The sequence below is a fragment of the Bacillus sp. AK124 genome, from assembly GCF_053903085.1.
On record NZ_CP096378.1, the window covers coordinates 2,081,855 to 2,098,994 of the forward strand.

The 17,140-nt window shown below is 43.0% G+C and carries 19 protein-coding genes and 1 tRNA gene; 13 read left to right on the top strand and 7 right to left on the bottom strand.

What is annotated here, in order from left to right:
- Positions 1-75: 75 nt before the first annotated feature.
- Both M1E06_RS10560 and M1E06_RS10565 read left to right on the top strand, forming a co-directional pair.
- Complete coding sequence (locus M1E06_RS10560) at positions 76-345, top strand: pre-toxin TG domain-containing protein (protein ID WP_025811318.1); 270 nt, start codon at positions 76-78, stop codon at positions 343-345.
- Positions 339-695, top strand: coding sequence for an MmcQ/YjbR family DNA-binding protein (locus M1E06_RS10565; protein WP_023855693.1), 357 nt, complete (start codon positions 339-341; stop codon positions 693-695). The genes M1E06_RS10560 and M1E06_RS10565 overlap by 7 nt, the downstream gene beginning before the upstream one ends.
- Positions 696-939: 244 nt before the next feature.
- Here the strand turns inward: M1E06_RS10565 and M1E06_RS10570 are convergent.
- The 3 genes from M1E06_RS10570 to M1E06_RS10580 all read right to left on the bottom strand — a co-directional run bounded on the left by M1E06_RS10570 (position 940) and on the right by M1E06_RS10580 (position 1,670).
- A tRNA-Arg gene (locus M1E06_RS10570) sits at positions 940-1,013 on the bottom strand.
- A gap of 124 nt (positions 1,014-1,137) precedes the next feature.
- Positions 1,138-1,314, bottom strand: coding sequence for a YjfB family protein (locus tag M1E06_RS10575; protein ID WP_003182594.1), 177 nt, complete (start codon positions 1,312-1,314; stop codon positions 1,138-1,140).
- A gap of 221 nt (positions 1,315-1,535) precedes the next feature.
- On the bottom strand, positions 1,536-1,670 hold the full coding sequence (locus tag M1E06_RS10580; protein ID WP_257878874.1) for a hypothetical protein: 135 nt from the start codon (positions 1,668-1,670) through the stop codon (positions 1,536-1,538).
- Between the two features lie 99 nt (positions 1,671-1,769).
- Here M1E06_RS10580 and M1E06_RS10585 point away from each other — a divergent pair, with 99 nt between their 5' ends.
- The 4 genes from M1E06_RS10585 to M1E06_RS10600 all read left to right on the top strand — a co-directional run bounded on the left by M1E06_RS10585 (position 1,770) and on the right by M1E06_RS10600 (position 7,052).
- A complete protein-coding gene (locus M1E06_RS10585; RefSeq protein ID WP_020451772.1) occupies positions 1,770-2,291 on the top strand; it encodes a hypothetical protein in 522 nt (173 codons plus the stop codon).
- A 183-nt stretch (positions 2,292-2,474) separates the two neighbouring features.
- The gene (recQ, locus tag M1E06_RS10590) at positions 2,475-4,256 is read left to right on the top strand and encodes a DNA helicase RecQ (RefSeq protein WP_080131569.1); all 1,782 of its coding nucleotides are present in this window, start codon (positions 2,475-2,477) and stop codon (positions 4,254-4,256) included.
- A 236-nt stretch (positions 4,257-4,492) separates the two neighbouring features.
- The gene (locus M1E06_RS10595; RefSeq protein ID WP_023855696.1) at positions 4,493-5,302 is read left to right on the top strand and encodes a 3D domain-containing protein; all 810 of its coding nucleotides are present in this window, start codon (positions 4,493-4,495) and stop codon (positions 5,300-5,302) included.
- Between the two features lie 160 nt (positions 5,303-5,462).
- On the top strand, positions 5,463-7,052 hold the full coding sequence (locus M1E06_RS10600; RefSeq protein WP_020451769.1) for a solute:sodium symporter family transporter: 1,590 nt from the start codon (positions 5,463-5,465) through the stop codon (positions 7,050-7,052).
- Positions 7,053-7,083: 31 nt separating this feature from the next.
- Here the strand turns inward: M1E06_RS10600 and M1E06_RS10605 are convergent, their stop codons facing one another.
- Together M1E06_RS10605 and M1E06_RS10610 are read right to left on the bottom strand one after the other, a co-directional pair.
- A complete protein-coding gene (locus M1E06_RS10605) occupies positions 7,084-8,049 on the bottom strand; it encodes a S66 family peptidase (RefSeq protein ID WP_023855697.1) in 966 nt (321 codons plus the stop codon).
- A gap of 44 nt (positions 8,050-8,093) precedes the next feature.
- A complete protein-coding gene (locus M1E06_RS10610) occupies positions 8,094-8,603 on the bottom strand; it encodes a GNAT family protein (RefSeq protein ID WP_023855698.1) in 510 nt (169 codons plus the stop codon).
- Between the two features lie 229 nt (positions 8,604-8,832).
- Between M1E06_RS10610 and M1E06_RS10615 the strand changes: the two genes are divergently transcribed.
- The 6 genes from M1E06_RS10615 (at position 8,833) to M1E06_RS10640 (ending at position 14,483) form a co-directional block, all read left to right on the top strand.
- Positions 8,833-9,813, top strand: coding sequence for a hypothetical protein (locus tag M1E06_RS10615; RefSeq protein WP_020451766.1), 981 nt, complete (start codon positions 8,833-8,835; stop codon positions 9,811-9,813).
- 152 nt (positions 9,814-9,965) lie between these two features.
- On the top strand, positions 9,966-10,499 hold the full coding sequence (locus tag M1E06_RS10620) for a DUF420 domain-containing protein (protein WP_020451765.1): 534 nt from the start codon (positions 9,966-9,968) through the stop codon (positions 10,497-10,499).
- A gap of 169 nt (positions 10,500-10,668) precedes the next feature.
- A complete protein-coding gene (locus M1E06_RS10625; protein ID WP_020451764.1) occupies positions 10,669-11,886 on the top strand; it encodes a glycosyltransferase family 4 protein in 1,218 nt (405 codons plus the stop codon).
- A gap of 6 nt (positions 11,887-11,892) precedes the next feature.
- A complete protein-coding gene (locus M1E06_RS10630; RefSeq protein WP_020451763.1) occupies positions 11,893-12,435 on the top strand; it encodes a hypothetical protein in 543 nt (180 codons plus the stop codon).
- 375 nt (positions 12,436-12,810) lie between these two features.
- Positions 12,811-13,458, top strand: a complete 648-nt coding sequence (locus tag M1E06_RS10635) for a DUF1796 family putative cysteine peptidase (RefSeq protein ID WP_025811320.1) — start codon at positions 12,811-12,813, stop codon at positions 13,456-13,458.
- A gap of 38 nt (positions 13,459-13,496) precedes the next feature.
- Positions 13,497-14,483 carry a polysaccharide biosynthesis protein gene (locus tag M1E06_RS10640; RefSeq protein ID WP_020451761.1) on the top strand — a complete coding sequence of 329 codons (987 nt, stop codon included), beginning with the start codon at positions 13,497-13,499 and terminating at the stop codon, positions 14,481-14,483.
- 133 nt (positions 14,484-14,616) lie between these two features.
- On the opposite strand, the gene M1E06_RS10645 is transcribed toward M1E06_RS10640, so the two are convergent.
- Positions 14,617-15,267, bottom strand: coding sequence for a lysozyme family protein (locus M1E06_RS10645; protein WP_023855702.1), 651 nt, complete (start codon positions 15,265-15,267; stop codon positions 14,617-14,619).
- Positions 15,268-15,357: 90 nt separating this feature from the next.
- Positions 15,358-16,695 carry an APC family permease gene (locus tag M1E06_RS10650; protein WP_023855703.1) on the bottom strand — a complete coding sequence of 446 codons (1,338 nt, stop codon included), beginning with the start codon at positions 16,693-16,695 and terminating at the stop codon, positions 15,358-15,360.
- Between the two features lie 152 nt (positions 16,696-16,847).
- Between M1E06_RS10650 and M1E06_RS10655 the strand changes: the two genes are divergently transcribed.
- Entirely contained in the window at positions 16,848-17,099 is a 252-nt protein-coding gene (locus M1E06_RS10655; protein ID WP_023855704.1) for a YnfE family protein, read from the top strand.
- Positions 17,100-17,140 lie beyond the last annotated feature (41 nt).

Here is a 17,140-nt window from a genome sequence, read left to right on the forward strand (position 1 = left end):
CAGCTCGGGTTTTTGGTGAAAAGATCTCATGAACTAGTTATAAATGATCAAATACGAGGCAGCCGGCTAATCAATATGAAATCGAAGCAAAAAGAGCTCACTCAAAAAACAGGAAGATCTTGCGAGCGGGAGTGGTATGAAAAAGTGTTGGATGCAGGCAGCACATTTGCAGGAAACATCACCGGATATTATGATTACAAGAAAGCCACTGAGGGTGTTAATCCCGTTACAGGAGAAACATGTCTCCTTCACATCATGACTTCAAAAAATTCACCATTGTTCCATCTGGATCGGCAAATGCCGAAAATCTATTTAAGTTGTTGGAGGAATGATTCAGTATGTTAACAAGAGAAGATATCTTTAAGCATGTCAAAGAAAAATTCGGTACATCGCCAGATTACCCATTTCAAAAATTTCCAAACTATGCCGCTTTAAGACATGAATCTAACGAAAAATGGTATGGTCTTGTAATGAATGTTCTCCCAGAAAAGTTAGGCTTAGATGGAAATGACGAAATAGATATTCTGAATTTAAAATGCCCTCCCGAAATAAGCGGCAGTTTAAGAAATGGAAAGAGCATTTTACCTGGATATCATATGGATAAGGAAAATTGGATATCACTTGTTTTAGAACGTATAGATTCAGAAGAAGAAGTTTATAACTTAATTGAGCAAAGCTTTAATTTAACCAAGTAAATCATGAAATGATCGTTTCGCAAAAGGAACCAGAAAATGTTCAAACTTTTTTATAAAACCGAAACTTAAATTCGTTGGATAAGAATCCGTTTTGATCAATCTTTTTTTCAAAACGGGTTCTTTCTATAATATATGGGTTCTCATGATGTTTTTAATCAACTTTATTTTAAAGCAACAACAACACGGCCATTAACAAAAGAGGCAAACCCTTACGTACCAAGGGTTTGCCTCTTCTCATTTAAAACGTCCCAGGAGAGATTCGAACTCCCGACACACAGCTTAGGAGGCTGTTGCTCTATCCACCTGAGCTACTGGGACACAGAACAATATTATAGTGCAAAAATCAGAAAAAATAAAGAGGTTGCAGCGGTTTTTTTAAAAATTTCTTCGGGAAAACATACATCCGGCAGACTTTGCAGCCTGCTGAATGTATGTTTTGGCCTTAACCTTTCAGGTCAATATGATGTCCTGAAACGGGATGTGGCGCCTGAACCATGTCAACGAGCTGCTGTGCGCTTTGTTCGGCGGTGTCCAAAGCCGTCTTTGTCAGCGACATTTGCACGTTTTGATAAAGAGCGGCCTGACTCATGGCCATTGATAAAACAGCAATATCCAACATAACCACCTCCTTAACATGTGTATCGGTTAGAGAGGTGAGGACTTTACTCATATTTACTAATCTGAATATTCAATTTAATATAGTGGTAAACCGATCCCAGCGGCTCTTAAACACCATGAAAAGAAGCCGTCTCTCACCGCCACTGACCGGTTCCTTGTTTGTCTTCGAATAAGAAGAGCTGTTTTGTATCTTCCGCGATTCTTCACTTCCTGAGCATTTGTCTAATGTCCTTTGTTGATTTCATTCTCGAAGAGGCTGATGATTCTATCATTCTGCTTGACAATCGTTCGCAACATGGCAACAATGTTTCCTGCAAATCCGATCAATATGATCATTAATATGATGATGATCCACATGGTAAACCACACCCTTTTGCACAAAATTTTCCTTTCGATTCAACATTACCACCTGGTCTTTCACAAAACAACTTTCCTTTTGAAACGGAGGCTGATTTTATGGATTGGCTTGAATTTGTTTCTGCGACGGTTCAATCATTGGCATGGCCAGCTACTTTGATGATGTGCGTTTTGCTGTTAAAGGAACCTTTGTCTGAACGGATGAAGGAATTGATCAAACTGAAATACAAGGACTTTGAATTGGAGTTTGACAAAAGGCTTCAGAAGCTCGTCTCCGTACGGGAAAAAAGGTTATCGGGACTGACATCTGTACGGTCAGCGCCGGCAGGGGAGAACATGATCGAAAGCGCTTGGTCTGATGTTCACAATGTTCTGCGGGAAACAGCCTCGACATTTGATCAAAATGCGATCCGCCTTGAAGGCGATGAATTGATTCAAATGCTGCATGACCGCGGAATGATACAAGACGACGCGGCATCTGTGCTTTCAGAGCTTTCCGCTCTGCGTCGGGATGCATCGGACAGAGCGAGCATTACCGGAGCCCTGGCATACAAAACACTTTGCTTGGAGGAAGCGAAGCGTTTGCAATTATTAGCTGAACAACAAACTGCGATTAAATGAAAGGCGAAACGATTCATTTGATACTCTGACGCTTTACATCATCGCCGGAGTTTTTTGTATTTGAGCTAAAAATGAATTTTCTTTATCGAGTAGACGATTTTACGGAGAGAGGCTGATTGCCGGTTTAAATATGATATCATGGTGGACAGGAAGAAGTTTATGATAAGAGAGGGTTTCATTTATATGCTAGAGAAAGCTGAAGCTTTATTGCAGCACTATTATGGCTATCCTTCACTGCGTCCGGGTCAGAAGAAAGCCATTCAATCGGTTGTTTCTGAAAAACGGGATACAGCATGCATTATGCCTACGGGCGGAGGGAAATCAATCTGCTACCAAATTCCCGCGCTCCTTATGGAGGGGACAACCATTGTGATCTCTCCTTTAATTTCCTTGATGAAGGACCAGGTGGATGCGTTAAATCAGCTTGGAATTCAAGCTGCGTACGTGAACAGTTCTTTAGGCCATGGCGAAATCGCTGAGCGGCTTTCCGTTTTAAAGGAAGGCGGCTACAAGCTGTTTTATGTCACACCTGAGCGGCTGACGTCTCCCGATTTTATTCGCGTGCTTTCCCGCATTCATATCCCGCTGACAGCGATTGATGAAGCTCACTGCATTTCACAGTGGGGCCACGATTTCAGGCCGAGCTACAGACATATTGAAAGCTTTTTAAATAGCCTCGGCACCCGTCCGGTCGTATTGGCATTGACGGCTACCGCAACGCCCGAGGTTCATGAGGATATTTGTACACAGCTCGGGATCGAAAAAGAGAGCACGGTTTTCACCGGTTTTTCACGGGATAATTTGACGTTTAAAATTTTAAAAGGCGAAAACAAGGATCGTTTTATCGAATCATATGTGGAGAAAAACCGCTCAGAGGCGGGAATTATTTATACAGCGACAAGAAAGGAAGCCGAAAGAATATCAAGCCGCCTGTCTCAAAAAGGAATTGCGGCCGGGTGCTATCACGGCGGGATGAATGATGAAGAAAGGGACCGGCAGCAGGATCTCTTTTTAAATGACGAGATCAGTGTGATGACAGCGACCTCAGCATTCGGAATGGGCATCGATAAATCCAATATCCGCTATGTGATTCATGCTCAAATTCCAAAGAACATGGAGAGCTATTATCAAGAAGCAGGACGAGCCGGACGCGACGGTCTTGACAGCGAGTGTATCCTGCTATTTTCTCCTCAGGACATCCGGCTTCAGCGGTTTTTAATCGAACAGTCGACAGAAGATGAAGACATTCGGGCGCAAGACGTGAAAAAGCTGAGGCAAATGGTTGATTTTTGCCATACTGAAGGCTGTCTTGAGCGGTTTATTCTTTCTTATTTTGGCGAAGTTTCGACTGAAGACTGCGGCAGGTGCAGCAGCTGTCTCGACACCCGAAGCATCACCGATGTGACGAAGGAAGCACAGATGGTACTGTCCTGCATCATCCGCATGGGAGAAAGGTTCGGAAAAACCATGGTGGCGCAAGTTCTGGCAGGTTCGAAAAATAAGAAAGTGGCCGAAAACGGCTTCCAGCAATTATCGACTTACGGAATTTTAAAGAACCGGTCTATTGCAGACATCAGCGATTTTATAGAGTTTTTAATCGCAGATGAGTACATCCAGATGTCCGACGGAACATATCCCGTTCTCTTTGTCGCCAACAAGGGGCGAAACGTTTTGCTCGGCCGGGAAGCGGTGATGCGCAAAGAAAAAATGCAGACAAGTCAAATTGTTAAAGATGACGAATTGTTTGAACGGTTAAGAGCGCTGCGCAGAAAGCTTGCCCAGGAACAAGGCGTGCCTCCTTTTGTCATATTCTCTGACGAAACGCTGCGGGAAATGAGCGGGAAAGTTCCCCTGACAGACGAAGAACTTTTGTCAGTCAAAGGAGTGGGAGAACAAAAAAGAGTAAAATACGGCGCTGTATTTCTACAGGAGCTTCAAGCCTATAAAACTGAGAAAGAAGCATAAAAACCCAAAAACATCATATGTAAAAAGTTTTTTTAGTAAATCTCCTATTGCAGATAAAAAAAGATTGGAACCCTTGATCCACCTGAATTTATGCCGATTTTTGGACGGCTGAAAATCCTCCTCGTAAAATAACTGTAATCAAAAACAAATTGTTTTGTTATTGATTTGACATTTTCATATGTTACGATTGCTCCTGTTAGCCGGACAATAAAAAGCTAACAAGGGAGGATTTACTTATGAAGAAGACGTTTATGTCCTTTGTTGCAGTTGCAGCACTATCTTCAACTGCATTCGGAGCGAGTGCCTCTGCAAAAGAAGTAACAGTCCAAAAAGGTGACACCCTTTGGGGAATCTCGCAAAAACAAGGGGTAAATCTGCAGGACTTAAAAGAATGGAATCAGCTTTCCTCAGACCTGATTATTCCAGGACAAAAGCTGAACGTTTCTGAAAAACAGACAGAAGAAAAGAAACAATATACCATTAAAAAGGGAGACACTCTCTGGAAAATCGCTCAACAATTCGGCGTTTCCGTGAACGACCTTAAAAATTGGAACAACATAAAATCAGATATCATTTACCCGAATACATCCATAACTGTTGACGGACAGGCGACGGTTCAAGCTGCTGCGGCGCAGCCTGCGGAAACAAAGCCTGCCGTACAAAAAGAAGCGAAAGTTGAGAAAGCTGCGCCTGCACCTAAGCAGGAAAAAGAAACGGCTTCCCGTTCAAACGAATCTCAAAGCTCTCAAAGCGCTGCAAAAGAACTGACGGTTACCGCAACGGCATACACTGCCAATGACGGCGGAATGACAGGCGTGACAGCTACGGGTTTTGATCTGAATGCCAATAAAAACGCCAAGATTATTGCGGTGGATCCAAACGTGATCCCGCTTGGATCCAAGGTGTATGTTGAAGGCTACGGAGAAGCGACTGCTGCCGACACCGGCGGTGCGATCAAAGGGAACAAAATCGACGTATTTGTTCCAAGCAAATCCGCGGCAAAAAACTGGGGCGTTAAAACGGTTAAAGTAAAAGTTTTAAAATAAGAAGTTTTACCATTGATGGACACTGACCATGGAGATGATCAGTGTCTTTTTTCTGTTTTCTGCATCTTTTTTTCGATTTAGATGTTTTTTTAGATTGGCAAATGGGTAGTTCAATAGATATGTACATATCAGCTGATTTAGAAAAGGAGATGTAAGAGTATTGCTGTGGATTATCATGACATTTTTATTGATTAATGCAGGGATTTTTATTTTTTCTTATCTGAGGACAAAAGATATTAATTTGAAGACGTCAGACGGTTATTTTCTCGGCGGGCGCAGTCTCACTGCTCTCTATATTGGAAGTTCGCTGCTTTTAACCAATTTGTCAACAGAACAAATGGTAGGGTTAAACGGTCAAAGCTATTCGGGAACGATGAGTGCGATGGCTTGGGAGGTTACAGCACCGCTTGCGCTCATTATGCTGGCATTCGTTTTTTTACCGAGGTATCTCAGTTCTGGGGTTACGACGATACCTGACTTTCTTGAAAAACGCTATGATCAAAGAACGCGGCAAATCGTCTCGATTCTCCTGCTTCTGGGATATGCGACCTCGTTTCTGCCAACCGTATTGTACTCCGGGGCGCTCGTTCTCGATCAAGTGTTTAATATTTCCTCTGCGCTTGGAATCAGTACGTTTGCGACTGTTTTTTTCATCTCGCTTGTGATCGGGGCCGCAAGCTGCTGCTACATATTTTTTGGGGGACTAAAAGCTGCGGCATCGGCTGATGCCATTTATGGCGCCGGTTTAATTCTTGGCGGTCTGTTTATTTTTGTGCTTGGAATCATGGCAATCGGCGACGGCAGTCTCTTAAACGGCTATACTGAGCTGACGAGTGTACATAAGGAAAAGCTGAATGCCATTACAGCCGACAACGCTGCAGAAGTCCCGTGGCCGACGATTTTTACGGGACTGCTTGTGAACAACTTATTTTATTGGGCTGTTAATCAGTCGATCGTTCAGCGGGCGCTCGGGGCGAAAAACTTGGCTGAAGGGCAGAAAGGCGCGTTGCTGGCCGGTGTATTTAAGACAATCGGTGTGTTTTATCTCGTTCTTCCCGGGGTTATTGCTTACCATCTTTACGGAGGTCATATTGAAAATGCTGACACCGTTTACCCTAAGCTGATCGTTGATTTGCTGCCGACTGCACTTATCGGTGTCTTTGCCGCGATTTTATTCGGAGCGATTCTCAGCTCGTTTAACGGTTCGCTGAACAGCACGATCACGTTGTTTACATTGGATTTGTACAAACCGATCTTCAAGCCTGAGGCAAAAGAAGAAGAGCTTGTGAAAACGGGAAGGATCTTTGTGGTGATCCTTGCCGCGGTGTCGATTATCATCGCGCCTTTTATTCTGTTTGCGCCGTCCGGACTTTACAATTATTTGCAGGAAATGTTCGGATTTTTCAATGTCCCTGTATTGGCTGCCGTCGTTGTTGGATTCTTTACGAAAAAAGTGCCGGCGCTTGCCGTGAAATGGGCGATATTCGCACACATTGTTTTGTATACCATCTCAAAAATCTATTTTGGCCATATTCATTTTCTCTATATATTGGCCGTTTTGTTTCCGTTTTCCGTCCTCTTGATGCTTTTCATCGGAAAATTGAAGCCAAGGCCGTCAGAATTCAAGCTTGAGAAAAATGCAAAGGTTGACTTGCGGCCATGGAAGCATGCCAAACTTGCTTCTATTCTTGTGATTTGTCTGATGGCCTGCATTTATCTGTTATTTTCGCCTTGGGGTCTTGCCAAATAAAAAAAGGCAGAGGATGTGTTCACCCTCTGCCTTAATGTTTTGTGATACAAAGTGATACATGTTCTTTCTGTGCGTCGATCCGGCACCGTCCGCCAATCGGAAATGTAAAGAAAGGGGTTGTATGGCCGAAATCTATATTTGCGATAACGGGTATTTGAGAAAGCTCTTTTTTTGTTTGCACAATTTGTTTAAGGCGCTCAAGCGTTACGGCTGATGCTGTCTGAAAACGACCAATGAGAACGGCTTTGACACCGGAAAAATCGGGCAGATGAAGCAAGGACTGCAGATCGCGGTCAAAAAACGCTGCCGGCGATTCCCAATCATCCTCAAGAAACAATACGGCGTTCTTGATGTCAGGGAAATATTCCGTACCTTGCAATAGGTTCAATGTGCACAAATTCCCTCCTATGATCTTTCCGTCTGCTGAGCCTTCGTTGATCACAACAGGGCCGCTGTTTTGTTTGGGACATTCTTCAGTTTCGATTTCTTCACACCACATCGATGATGGTTCAACATCGTAGACACCGCTTGCGCAACAGCACTTCAAAAAGTAATCTGTCATATAGTTTAGTCCATACCCCATTGAAAAGCTTGAAAAATGAGGTCCCGAATAGGTGACAAGCCCGGTTTTTGCATAGATCGCCGCTGAAAGAGCGGTAATATCTGAAAAGCCGCAGAACACTTTTGGGTTGGCTTTTATGAGTTCATAATTCAAATGTGATAACAGCTGATTGCTGTTATACCCGCCGAGCACAGTGAGTATTCCTTTGACGCGTTGATCGGAAAAGGAATCATGGAGATCGCTTACTCTCGATTGAATGCTGGAGGAAGAACATTCATCAATTTCATTAGCATGTGCGGAAAAAGAGATTCGAAATCCGAGATTGTTTAAAACCGTTCTCGCTTTTTCGATCTTATCGGTGTTGAGAAGTGACAGGCTTCTCGATGGGGCAATCACCCTGATTTCGTCACCGGGCTGTAGTTTTTCTGGAAACATGAACGGGCACACCTTTCATTGTTTCTATCTATTTCACCATACTTTTAAAGATCCTGCCACTGAATTTCACCGGATTTTAAACCGGGGTCGATCGTTACTTCAAAATGATGCTTTTCATAAAAATGGATTAGCCGGTCCACATGGTCCCAATCCCTTTCAGCAATGTCCCCCGTGATGACCGGTATGTTGTGCTCGCGGGCTTTTTCTTTTAAATATTTCATGCAGATGGAACCATAACCGTAGCCTGCCGGCCCTTTAATATCCCCGATATGGATCGCGCATTTTTCTTCTTTGTAGGAAGCGACAAGAGAAAAATCACATCTTCCGCGGTACGGCGACTGGCAATCGCTTAACATAATCTTGCATGTCCGGCCATCATCAATCGAATGGACAATCATCCATTCATCGTCTTTCGATTGATCAATACCGAGCACTCGCGAATCTTTGGAGATATCCTTCATATTTTCACGCATCCGAAACAGTTGAAATTGCAATTCGTTCAATTCCTTCTGCAAGCCGGAGCTGTCTTTTTGCAGTTCTTCATCCGTTATCATAAAACTTGCTCCTTTCCATTAAAACATACAGTTTTCGATTATAGTAAAAAGAACGGCAATTTGCAAATGGGTTGCTAGAATTAAATTTTAATGTAATTTTAAACAAAAATTTCACATTCTACGATTTTTTTGTGATAGAATTCATATGACTTCTGGTATATTTACCTAGGATACGAGACAATGGATCCTCCTAATCCCAGAAAAACCATGACAAAAGGAGCGTACGATTTTGAAGAAAAGAATTTTTTCTCTATTGATGCTGATGTCAGCTTTTGTTCTTGTATTAGCTGCATGTCAGCAGGCTGATCCAAAAGGATCTTACGCAACGGCTTATAAAAAGCTGATTTCTGCGAAATCATACGAATTTTCAAGTGATATCGGCTTGAAAGTTGACGCATCCAACCTTGGAGCGGAAGATAAGCAAGTTGCTGATATGCTGAACGATGCAACATTAACGATCAGCGGAAAAACGAATGCTGAAACGAAACAGTCTGAGGCTGTGATTAAAGCGAAGCTGAAAGTCCAAAACATGTCGCTTGATTTCGATATTCCGGTTTATATGGACGAAAAGAAACAAGTCGGCTACATCAAAATTGACAGCGTTCTTGACAGCTTCGGCTTCTTCCTTGGAACAGCCGGCATGAATTTTGACAGCGTCAAAGGCAAGTACCTTGAATTCCCGCTTGAAGATGACAAAACTTCATCTCAAGACACGGATGAACTTCAAAAACAATTGATGGAATCCATCAAAGAAGCTGCAGACAATCTGCCTGCAGATAAGTTTGAAAAAGCGGATCTGACAGATAAAGAAAAAGAGCAGGGTGCTGCTCAAAAAGTCGCTTTCAGCTTTAGTGACAAAGAAATTAAAGCTGCGGTCGTCAAGTTCATCGAAATCGCCGGAAAAGCGAGCGGAGAAGCTGTTCCGAAGAGCGAGCTGAACAAGATTAAAGACGGACTGAAAGACGTCACATTCAAAAAGTTCGATGTGACATCAACAATCGATGACAAAGAAAATCTTCTGACTGAAAATGCGGATATCTCTTTGTCTGTTGACAGCAAAAAAGCACCTCAATCTTTAGGCATCACGGCATCTACAACTTACAAAAATATCGATGGTGACGTAAAGTTTGAGCATAAACCGAATAAAGAAGATATCGTAACTGAAGAAGAATTCGAAAAATTAATGGCTAAAGATGCTATGAATTTCTAAGGCATCCGCCTTGGTTCCCTTCCTCGTTCTAGAGGAGGGGAATTTTTGTATATTCTGTGACTAAATTCTGACGAAAAGCCGAAAACGTTGACATTCCTCCTGAATTTGAATACGATTTTGATAGCTTGCACAAATAGGAGAGATTGCCCGATATGACACATACACAAAAAAATAAAAACTATACAGGCATTGTTGTTGCTCTGACGATTATCATAAACGGTGTCATTGCCCTCTTGTTTTTCATGCCGAAAAGCGACAAATTCGCTCATTTGGATTTGACTTTTCTGCCGCTTTTGAACGCAGTCTGCAACAGCTTCACATTCATTTTCTTAGTGGCTGCACTGATCATGATTAAACAGAAAAACATTAAGGCGCACAAGCGGTTTATTTTTGCCGCTTTTACGACAACGTTCATCTTTCTTGTTTCATACTTAACTTACCATTCATTAATGCCTGACACTCATTTTGGCGGGGAAGGGATTATAAGACCGATCTACTATTTTATTTTGATCACACACATTGTCTTGTCCGCTTTAATCGTTCCCTTGGCCTTGTTTACGTTGTTCAGAGGCCTGAGCATGCAGGTGGAACGCCACCGCAAAATCGCCCGCTGGACGATGCCGCTTTGGCTGTATGTCAGCCTGACAGGTGTTCTCGTCTATATGATGATTTCCCCATACTATTAAAAGCCGGAGAATCCGGCTTTTTTTTGTTCTCGCAACATTCTTCTCTTTTAAAAGCGATTTTCCTCTGGTACAAAAATATATCCTGAAATAGATGATCGTCTACACAAGATATGGAAATAGGAATATAAATAATTAGAGCTTTTTATAGAAATGAAAAAGGGAGATGGATATGAAAATTTTGCTTGCCACTTATTGGAGCATACCCCATGTAGGTGGTGTATGGACATATATGGTCCAATTAAAAGAAAAGCTGGAGTCATTAGGACATGAAGTAGATTTGCTCGGATACGGAGAAGAGAACAGCATCATTCATATTGTAAATGAAAACCGGAGTATCGCGAAAGATCAGCTGCTTCCATTAGTGAAAGCAATGATGAGCGAAGAGGATTTTCCGGAAATATACGCAAATCAATTGGTCAGCTATACTGAGCTTCAGCGGAATGCCTATGAGCTGGGCGCTGCCTATTTGGGGCTTGACAAATATGATATTATTCACGCGCAGGATGTCATATCAAGTGCGTGCATCAAGCGTATTATGCCGAAAGATAAGGTGCTTGTCACGTCAATTCACGGCAGTGTCACATATGAAATCAGAGATCAGCTCAACAATATTCACAGATCACCGACCTCCTATATTGCCAAGGAATATTTTGACCACCTTGAACATACGGGGGCGATGTCTGCAGAAACAGTGATTGTTGCAAACAATTGGTTGAAAGACATTTTGACAGAAGAATTTGCGGTACCAGACGGAAAGATTCACGTTTCCCAGTACGGCTATGATATTGACGGATTCCTTGCGCGGATGAACACAAAGACTGCCGATACGCCTGAGACAGACAAGAAAGTGATCCTTTTTACCAGCAGAATGATCGGGAATAAAGGCATCCATTACCTAATCGAAGCACTCTCCCAATTAAAGGACACCCGCAATGACTGGGTTTGCTGGATGGCAGGAGAAGGGGAGAAGCTGGCTGGACTCAAAATTCAAAGCGAGCAGCTAGGCCTTGTTGATGACGTAGTCTTTCTGAAAAACCGGGAGGATGTTCCTTATTTGCTGTCGCTTGCTGATATATACGTTCTTCCAAGCCTTTTGGATAATCAGCCGTTATCTTTAATTGAAGCCCAAATAGCCGGAGTTCCTGCAGTTGTCAGTGATGCCGGGGGATTGCCGGAAATGGTGGAGCATGAAGAGACCGGCCTTATCGTTCCAAAAGGGGATGCAGCTGCACTGTCAAGCAGTTTGGAACGATTGTTGAAAGACGATGATTTCAGAAATAAATTAGGAATTAACGCCAAGGAGTTTGCTAAGAAACATTGGGATATGGATCAAGCGGTTACGAGAATTCTTGATATCTATCAAAATACGAATGGGAAAGAGGAGTGAGATCATATGAAATCTTTAATTGTTAATCATTTGTTTGACAGCTTGAATAAAGAAATGGATGCCGACTGGTGGGCAAAATATTTGGATCTGCTCGTCGAGTTTGCCGAGGAGCGGGCTCTGCAGGAGCAGGATAGCTCTTCAGATTCAGCGGAAGAATCCATCGATGAAAGTCTGAAGCCTTTAATATCGGAGCTGAAATCTATTTTTGAGAGTATAAACAATAATATTTTAGAAAACAATAATAAGGTTTTAAAAGATATTTTAGGAGCTGCTGCTCAAGGAATGGATCGCCAAGTTTTAGAAGAAATTATCGAGTCGGTGCGTTCAGAAGCTCAATTATCCAACACCGAAACGGCAGAGTCTTTGGGAACGCTAAAAGAATCGCTGTCTGATAGTGGGACGGCCGCCGGCTCTACGAAAAGTGTCGAGCGGTCAGTTGTAGAAACGCTAAAAGAATCGCTGCCTGAAGACCACACGATCCCGAGAACTGAAACGGTAGAGGTCCTTAGAGCGGTTCAAGAGAAACATGAGGAAAACGAAAACAATTAATACTGAAATCTTGTCAGCCTTCGCAACTCGAAGGCTTTTTATTTTGGAAAAGAATCCTGCATCGTGCCAAGCGTTTGTTTCTTGCTGGCTTTTCGGCGGACGCGGAGACCCCTATTACACATTGATCCAGCTGCTGCAAGGGAAAATATAAGCAAGACAAAGCAGAAAGAGTTTGCAAGACGGCTCACGCACAGCTAGGTTAATAGCAAAACGGGAAACAAAACGCCGCCATCTTTTTTCTCTGATTCAAATTAAAAAGGAGTAGGTGGTTGTCTTTTACCTTTCTTTGTAATGCGGCATACAATACTAAAAAACAGCGGATTCTTAACTATAACTATTAATGAACAAAACCGGGAACAATGGGGTGTTAGATAGGTGAATTTAAAGGAGATTAAAGGACAATATAATGCCGTGTTTAGTTTAGGGCATCTTTGTTTGACAGCTATACAGCTGAAAAACAATGACCTAAGACCGTTTTCAGGCCCTCTTGACTGGGTGACTATTCATTCCTTGACAGACCTCAACCTCCTTCTTCGAAATCGGTTTACCGGCTTTATGGAACCAAAAAACCTCAGGGTAATCGGATATAATACCGGTAAAAAAAAAGAAGAAGGATCTACTATCTATGTTTCAGATGATTTTTATAACATTGGCTCTGTTCATGATTTTGATGCAAATCAAAATACGCTCGACCATTTGGCTACCTATCCTGAGGTAATAGAAAAATACAATAGAAGAATCGATCGCTTTATAGAAAAAATGTCAACTAGTAAACGCATCCTATTTGTCAGGACAGAAGGAGAAGGCAGCTTTAAAGAAGCACAGGAACTTGAACTTGTATTATCAGATTTGGTTCAGCACGACTTTAGCGTTCTTCTGGTGAAGCACTCGAAGGTGAATGGGATTGTAGAGAAAAATTGGCCATTAGAAAAGACTTGCACTGTTGAACTGCCGGACAAAGAGATATGGGAGTCAAACAATGATCTATGGGCATCGTTGTTTAAAGGAATCACTCTCGTTTAAACCGGATTTTTTTGGAGTTTACCAGAGGAGGAAAAGAAATGTTTGAAAATAAAACGATATTCATTACTGGAGGAACAGGCTCATGGGGCCAGGAACTCATTCTTCAGCTGCTATCCTTAAATCCTAAAAAGCTCATTGTATTTTCCAGAAATGAAGAAAGACAAGTTCAAATGAGAAGGCAGATTGAAGATCCGAGGCTGACGTTTTTCATCGGGGATATCAGAGATCGGAAAGCGCTGAATACAGGATTAAAAGGTGTCGACTATGTCTTTCATTTAGCTGCGCTGAAGCATGTGCCGGTTTGTGAAGAACAGCCGCTTGAAGCATTAAAAACGAATGTCACAGGGACGGAAAACGTTATTGAAGCAGCGATCGAAAACGGGGTTAAAAAAGTCATCAACGTCTCGACTGACAAAGCGGCTGACCCTGCCAACTTTTACGGAATGACGAAAGCGATCGGCGAGAAGTTGATCGTATATGCGAACCATCTCTATTCAGACACGGATTTTATTTGTGTAAGGGGAGGAAATGTGCTCGGAAGCAGCGGAAGTGTTCTTCAGCTTTTTAAAGACCAGATCAGGAAAAAGAACCAGGTCTCCATCACAGACAAAAGAATGACCCGTTTCTTCCTCACGAAGGAAAAAACGATCCGGCTTTTATTAAAAGCGGCTGAAAGCGGTCAAGGCGGGGAAATTTTCATTATGAATTCGCCGGCCTGCAGAATTTTAGACATGGCTGAAGTGCTGATCGAAGCTTACGGAAACGAAAAAACGTCCATTGCAGAAACGGGGGCAAGGCCGGGGGAGAAGCTTCATGAACTGCTGATTTCACCTCATGAACGGCAGCATGCTGTTTCATTTACAAATGACCTCGCGGTGGTGCTTCCTGCAATCAAAATGCCTGAACTTCATAAAAAGTATGCGGATTGTCAGCCTTTAGAAACTGATCATTTGAGCTCAAAAGACTTTTTAATCTCAAAAAAGGAAGTAAAAGAAATGCTGAAAGAAGGCGGTTTTTTGGAGTAGAAGGATGGACCGAAGCGTTCACGGAGAATACGCGAACTGATGACAGGCATGGCATGCGGCTGCAGGCGATGCTTCTGTTCGCTCCTCGAAAACAAGACAAGCCGGACGAAAATTCACCCGGCTTGCCGTTTTGTCAATGTTCAAGTGTTAACCCTTCGATATGTTCTTCGACTTTTTTTGTGCGTTCCATTACTTTTTCCGTGTAAGAATAATCCCCGTAGCAATAAGGGTAGCGGAAATTGTTTGTATCTCCGCCGCAATTATACAGATCGGGGTTCTTTTTGACTTGTTCCTCGGAAAATGCCTTTGCCAGCTTCTCTGAGTGCTTTCCGCCGTGTTTTGAGACGTAATCGATATAACCCGATCCCATATTATAGCTTTGGATAATCGTTTCAATATCGACGCCTTTTTTCTGTCCCTTTTTATACATTGCTGTAAAGTGGCGCACACCCTGCTTAATGCTTGCTTTTGGATCGTCAATCTCATTTCGCTTCATACCGAGAGATTCCGACGACTGCATCGGATCACCGCCTCTGCCTTTCGACTCCTGATACATCATGCCCAATAAAAGAGCGGTGTATTGTGAAAGATCCTGTTCATCGAGTTCTTCTTCAACAAGAGGTTTGTAATCTTTTAATCTCTCAAGAATGTTAGATTCAGTGTCAAGAGGAAGCCATTTTAATTGTTCCAGACCGGAGATGGCAAAGAAAATGATCAAGGGAACAAACACAAAAAAAGACAAACAGCCAGCTCCGGCTAAACATCCCGATTTCTTTTTCTTCAATGGTTTCACCTCTGTAGCGCCCTGATGCAAAACAGTATACAGCCTCATTTATTATGACATATATCTTCAAGAAGACCAAGCGATATCCTTCTATCTTGGATCGCGGTCAAAGCCGAATGTGACGTTCGGAAGAGTACGGATTCTGAACAAAAAGTATATAAAACCGGCAATCAGCCAGCCGGCTCCAATCATGAGCGCATTTTTGCTGATGCTAAGCAGCAGCCAGCCGCAGAAAGAGGCCCCCAAAAAGGGCAGAACCAAATAGCGAAGCGTTTTTAAAAAGCCTCTTTCCTGTTTTCGAATGTAGTAATGGCCGATGACAGACAGGTGGACAAAAATGAATCCGATCAGCGCGCCGAAACTGATGAATGAATAGATGACCTCGAGTTCCCCGATCATGGCCGTCAATGAAATCAGCCCGATGAACATAATGTTAAACACCGGCGTCTTTAAAGTCGGATGCACATAGCCGAAAAAGCGTTTCGGAAGAGAGCTGTCCCGCCCCATCGCATACAAAAGCCTCGAAGCGCTCGCATGCGAAGAAAGCGAGGATGAAACGACAGCGACCATCGTGCCCGCCAAAAAGAAGGACTTTAAAAAAGCGCCTCCTGTATATAGGGCTATTTCCAGCGATGCCGAATCGGCATGCTGGAAGCTATCATAGGACGGATAGATTTGCTGCATCAAGTAAGAAATCGCCGTAAACAGCGTTCCGCCGATCGCTACTGTTAAAAAGATGGCTAACGGAATGTTCTTCTTCGGGTTGACCGTTTCTTCAGACATGGTGGAAATCGCATCAAAGCCAAGAAACGAAAAACACAAAATCGTCGCTCCTGATACAATCAGGGAAGGCTCGATATCAGAACGGAAAAACGGATCGGCTGAAACCAGCTCGCCCGTCCCGAGGCCGTCTGCGAGCCCGGCGATCATAAATCCGGCAAAAGTCAGGGCGACGATCACTTGAAAAGCGACGAACAGCCCTGTAATATTTGCGGTTAGTCTAATGCCTAAAATATTGACAACGGTAATCGATAAAGCGAGCAGAACGACCCAAAAGCCATGCGGCACTTCAGGAAAAGCCGCCGTCAAATAAGCGCTGCCGATCGCAAAATTGACCATCGGCAAAAATAAATAGTCTAGCATGATCGTCCAGCCGGCTAAAAATCCTGCGTGCGGATGAATGCTTTCATATGCATATGTATAAACCGATCCCGCTTTTGGATAGGCTTTGACCATGCTGCCGTAGCTCAAAGCGGTCAAAAGGAGTGCGGCAACAGTGAATATGTATGCCGCCGGAACGTGCCCCTTTGTCAGTTGTGCGACCACTCCGTATGAATCAAATACGACGAGCGGGTCCATATAAGCAAGGCCGATCACAACGAGCGGGCCGAGTGTAAGGCTTCGTTTAAGCGCAGTTTCGTTTTTCAATGACTTCTAAATCCCCTTATGTGAAAAATACAGAAATTAAGACATATTTTATCTGTTTTTTTGCGCTTGAGCAACTGTATAAAACCTCTTTTTTTCGTATAAAAATAGCAACAGTTGCAAACCCTTTGAAAAAAGGCAAGGAGTATGAAGGTATGGATATATTGAGAGGCTATGTTGAAGCCGTCAAAAGAAATATGGAGACGATGAATGCATCTGATTATGATGGAAAAGAAGAGGATCTAAGAAGACAGCAGGAAGAGCTCGAACGCTATGAACAACGGTTAAAAGAGAAAAGCGCTTCGGCCGATCGCTTTGATCAGGTAGTCGATGCCGCTGTAGATTGTGCGGCCGGCGATATTTCATTTTCACAGCTTGAACATATGTATCAGCAAGAAGGCAGCTAGCGTCCGGATCAGCGGACGCTTTTTTCGCGTTTCAGGATGAT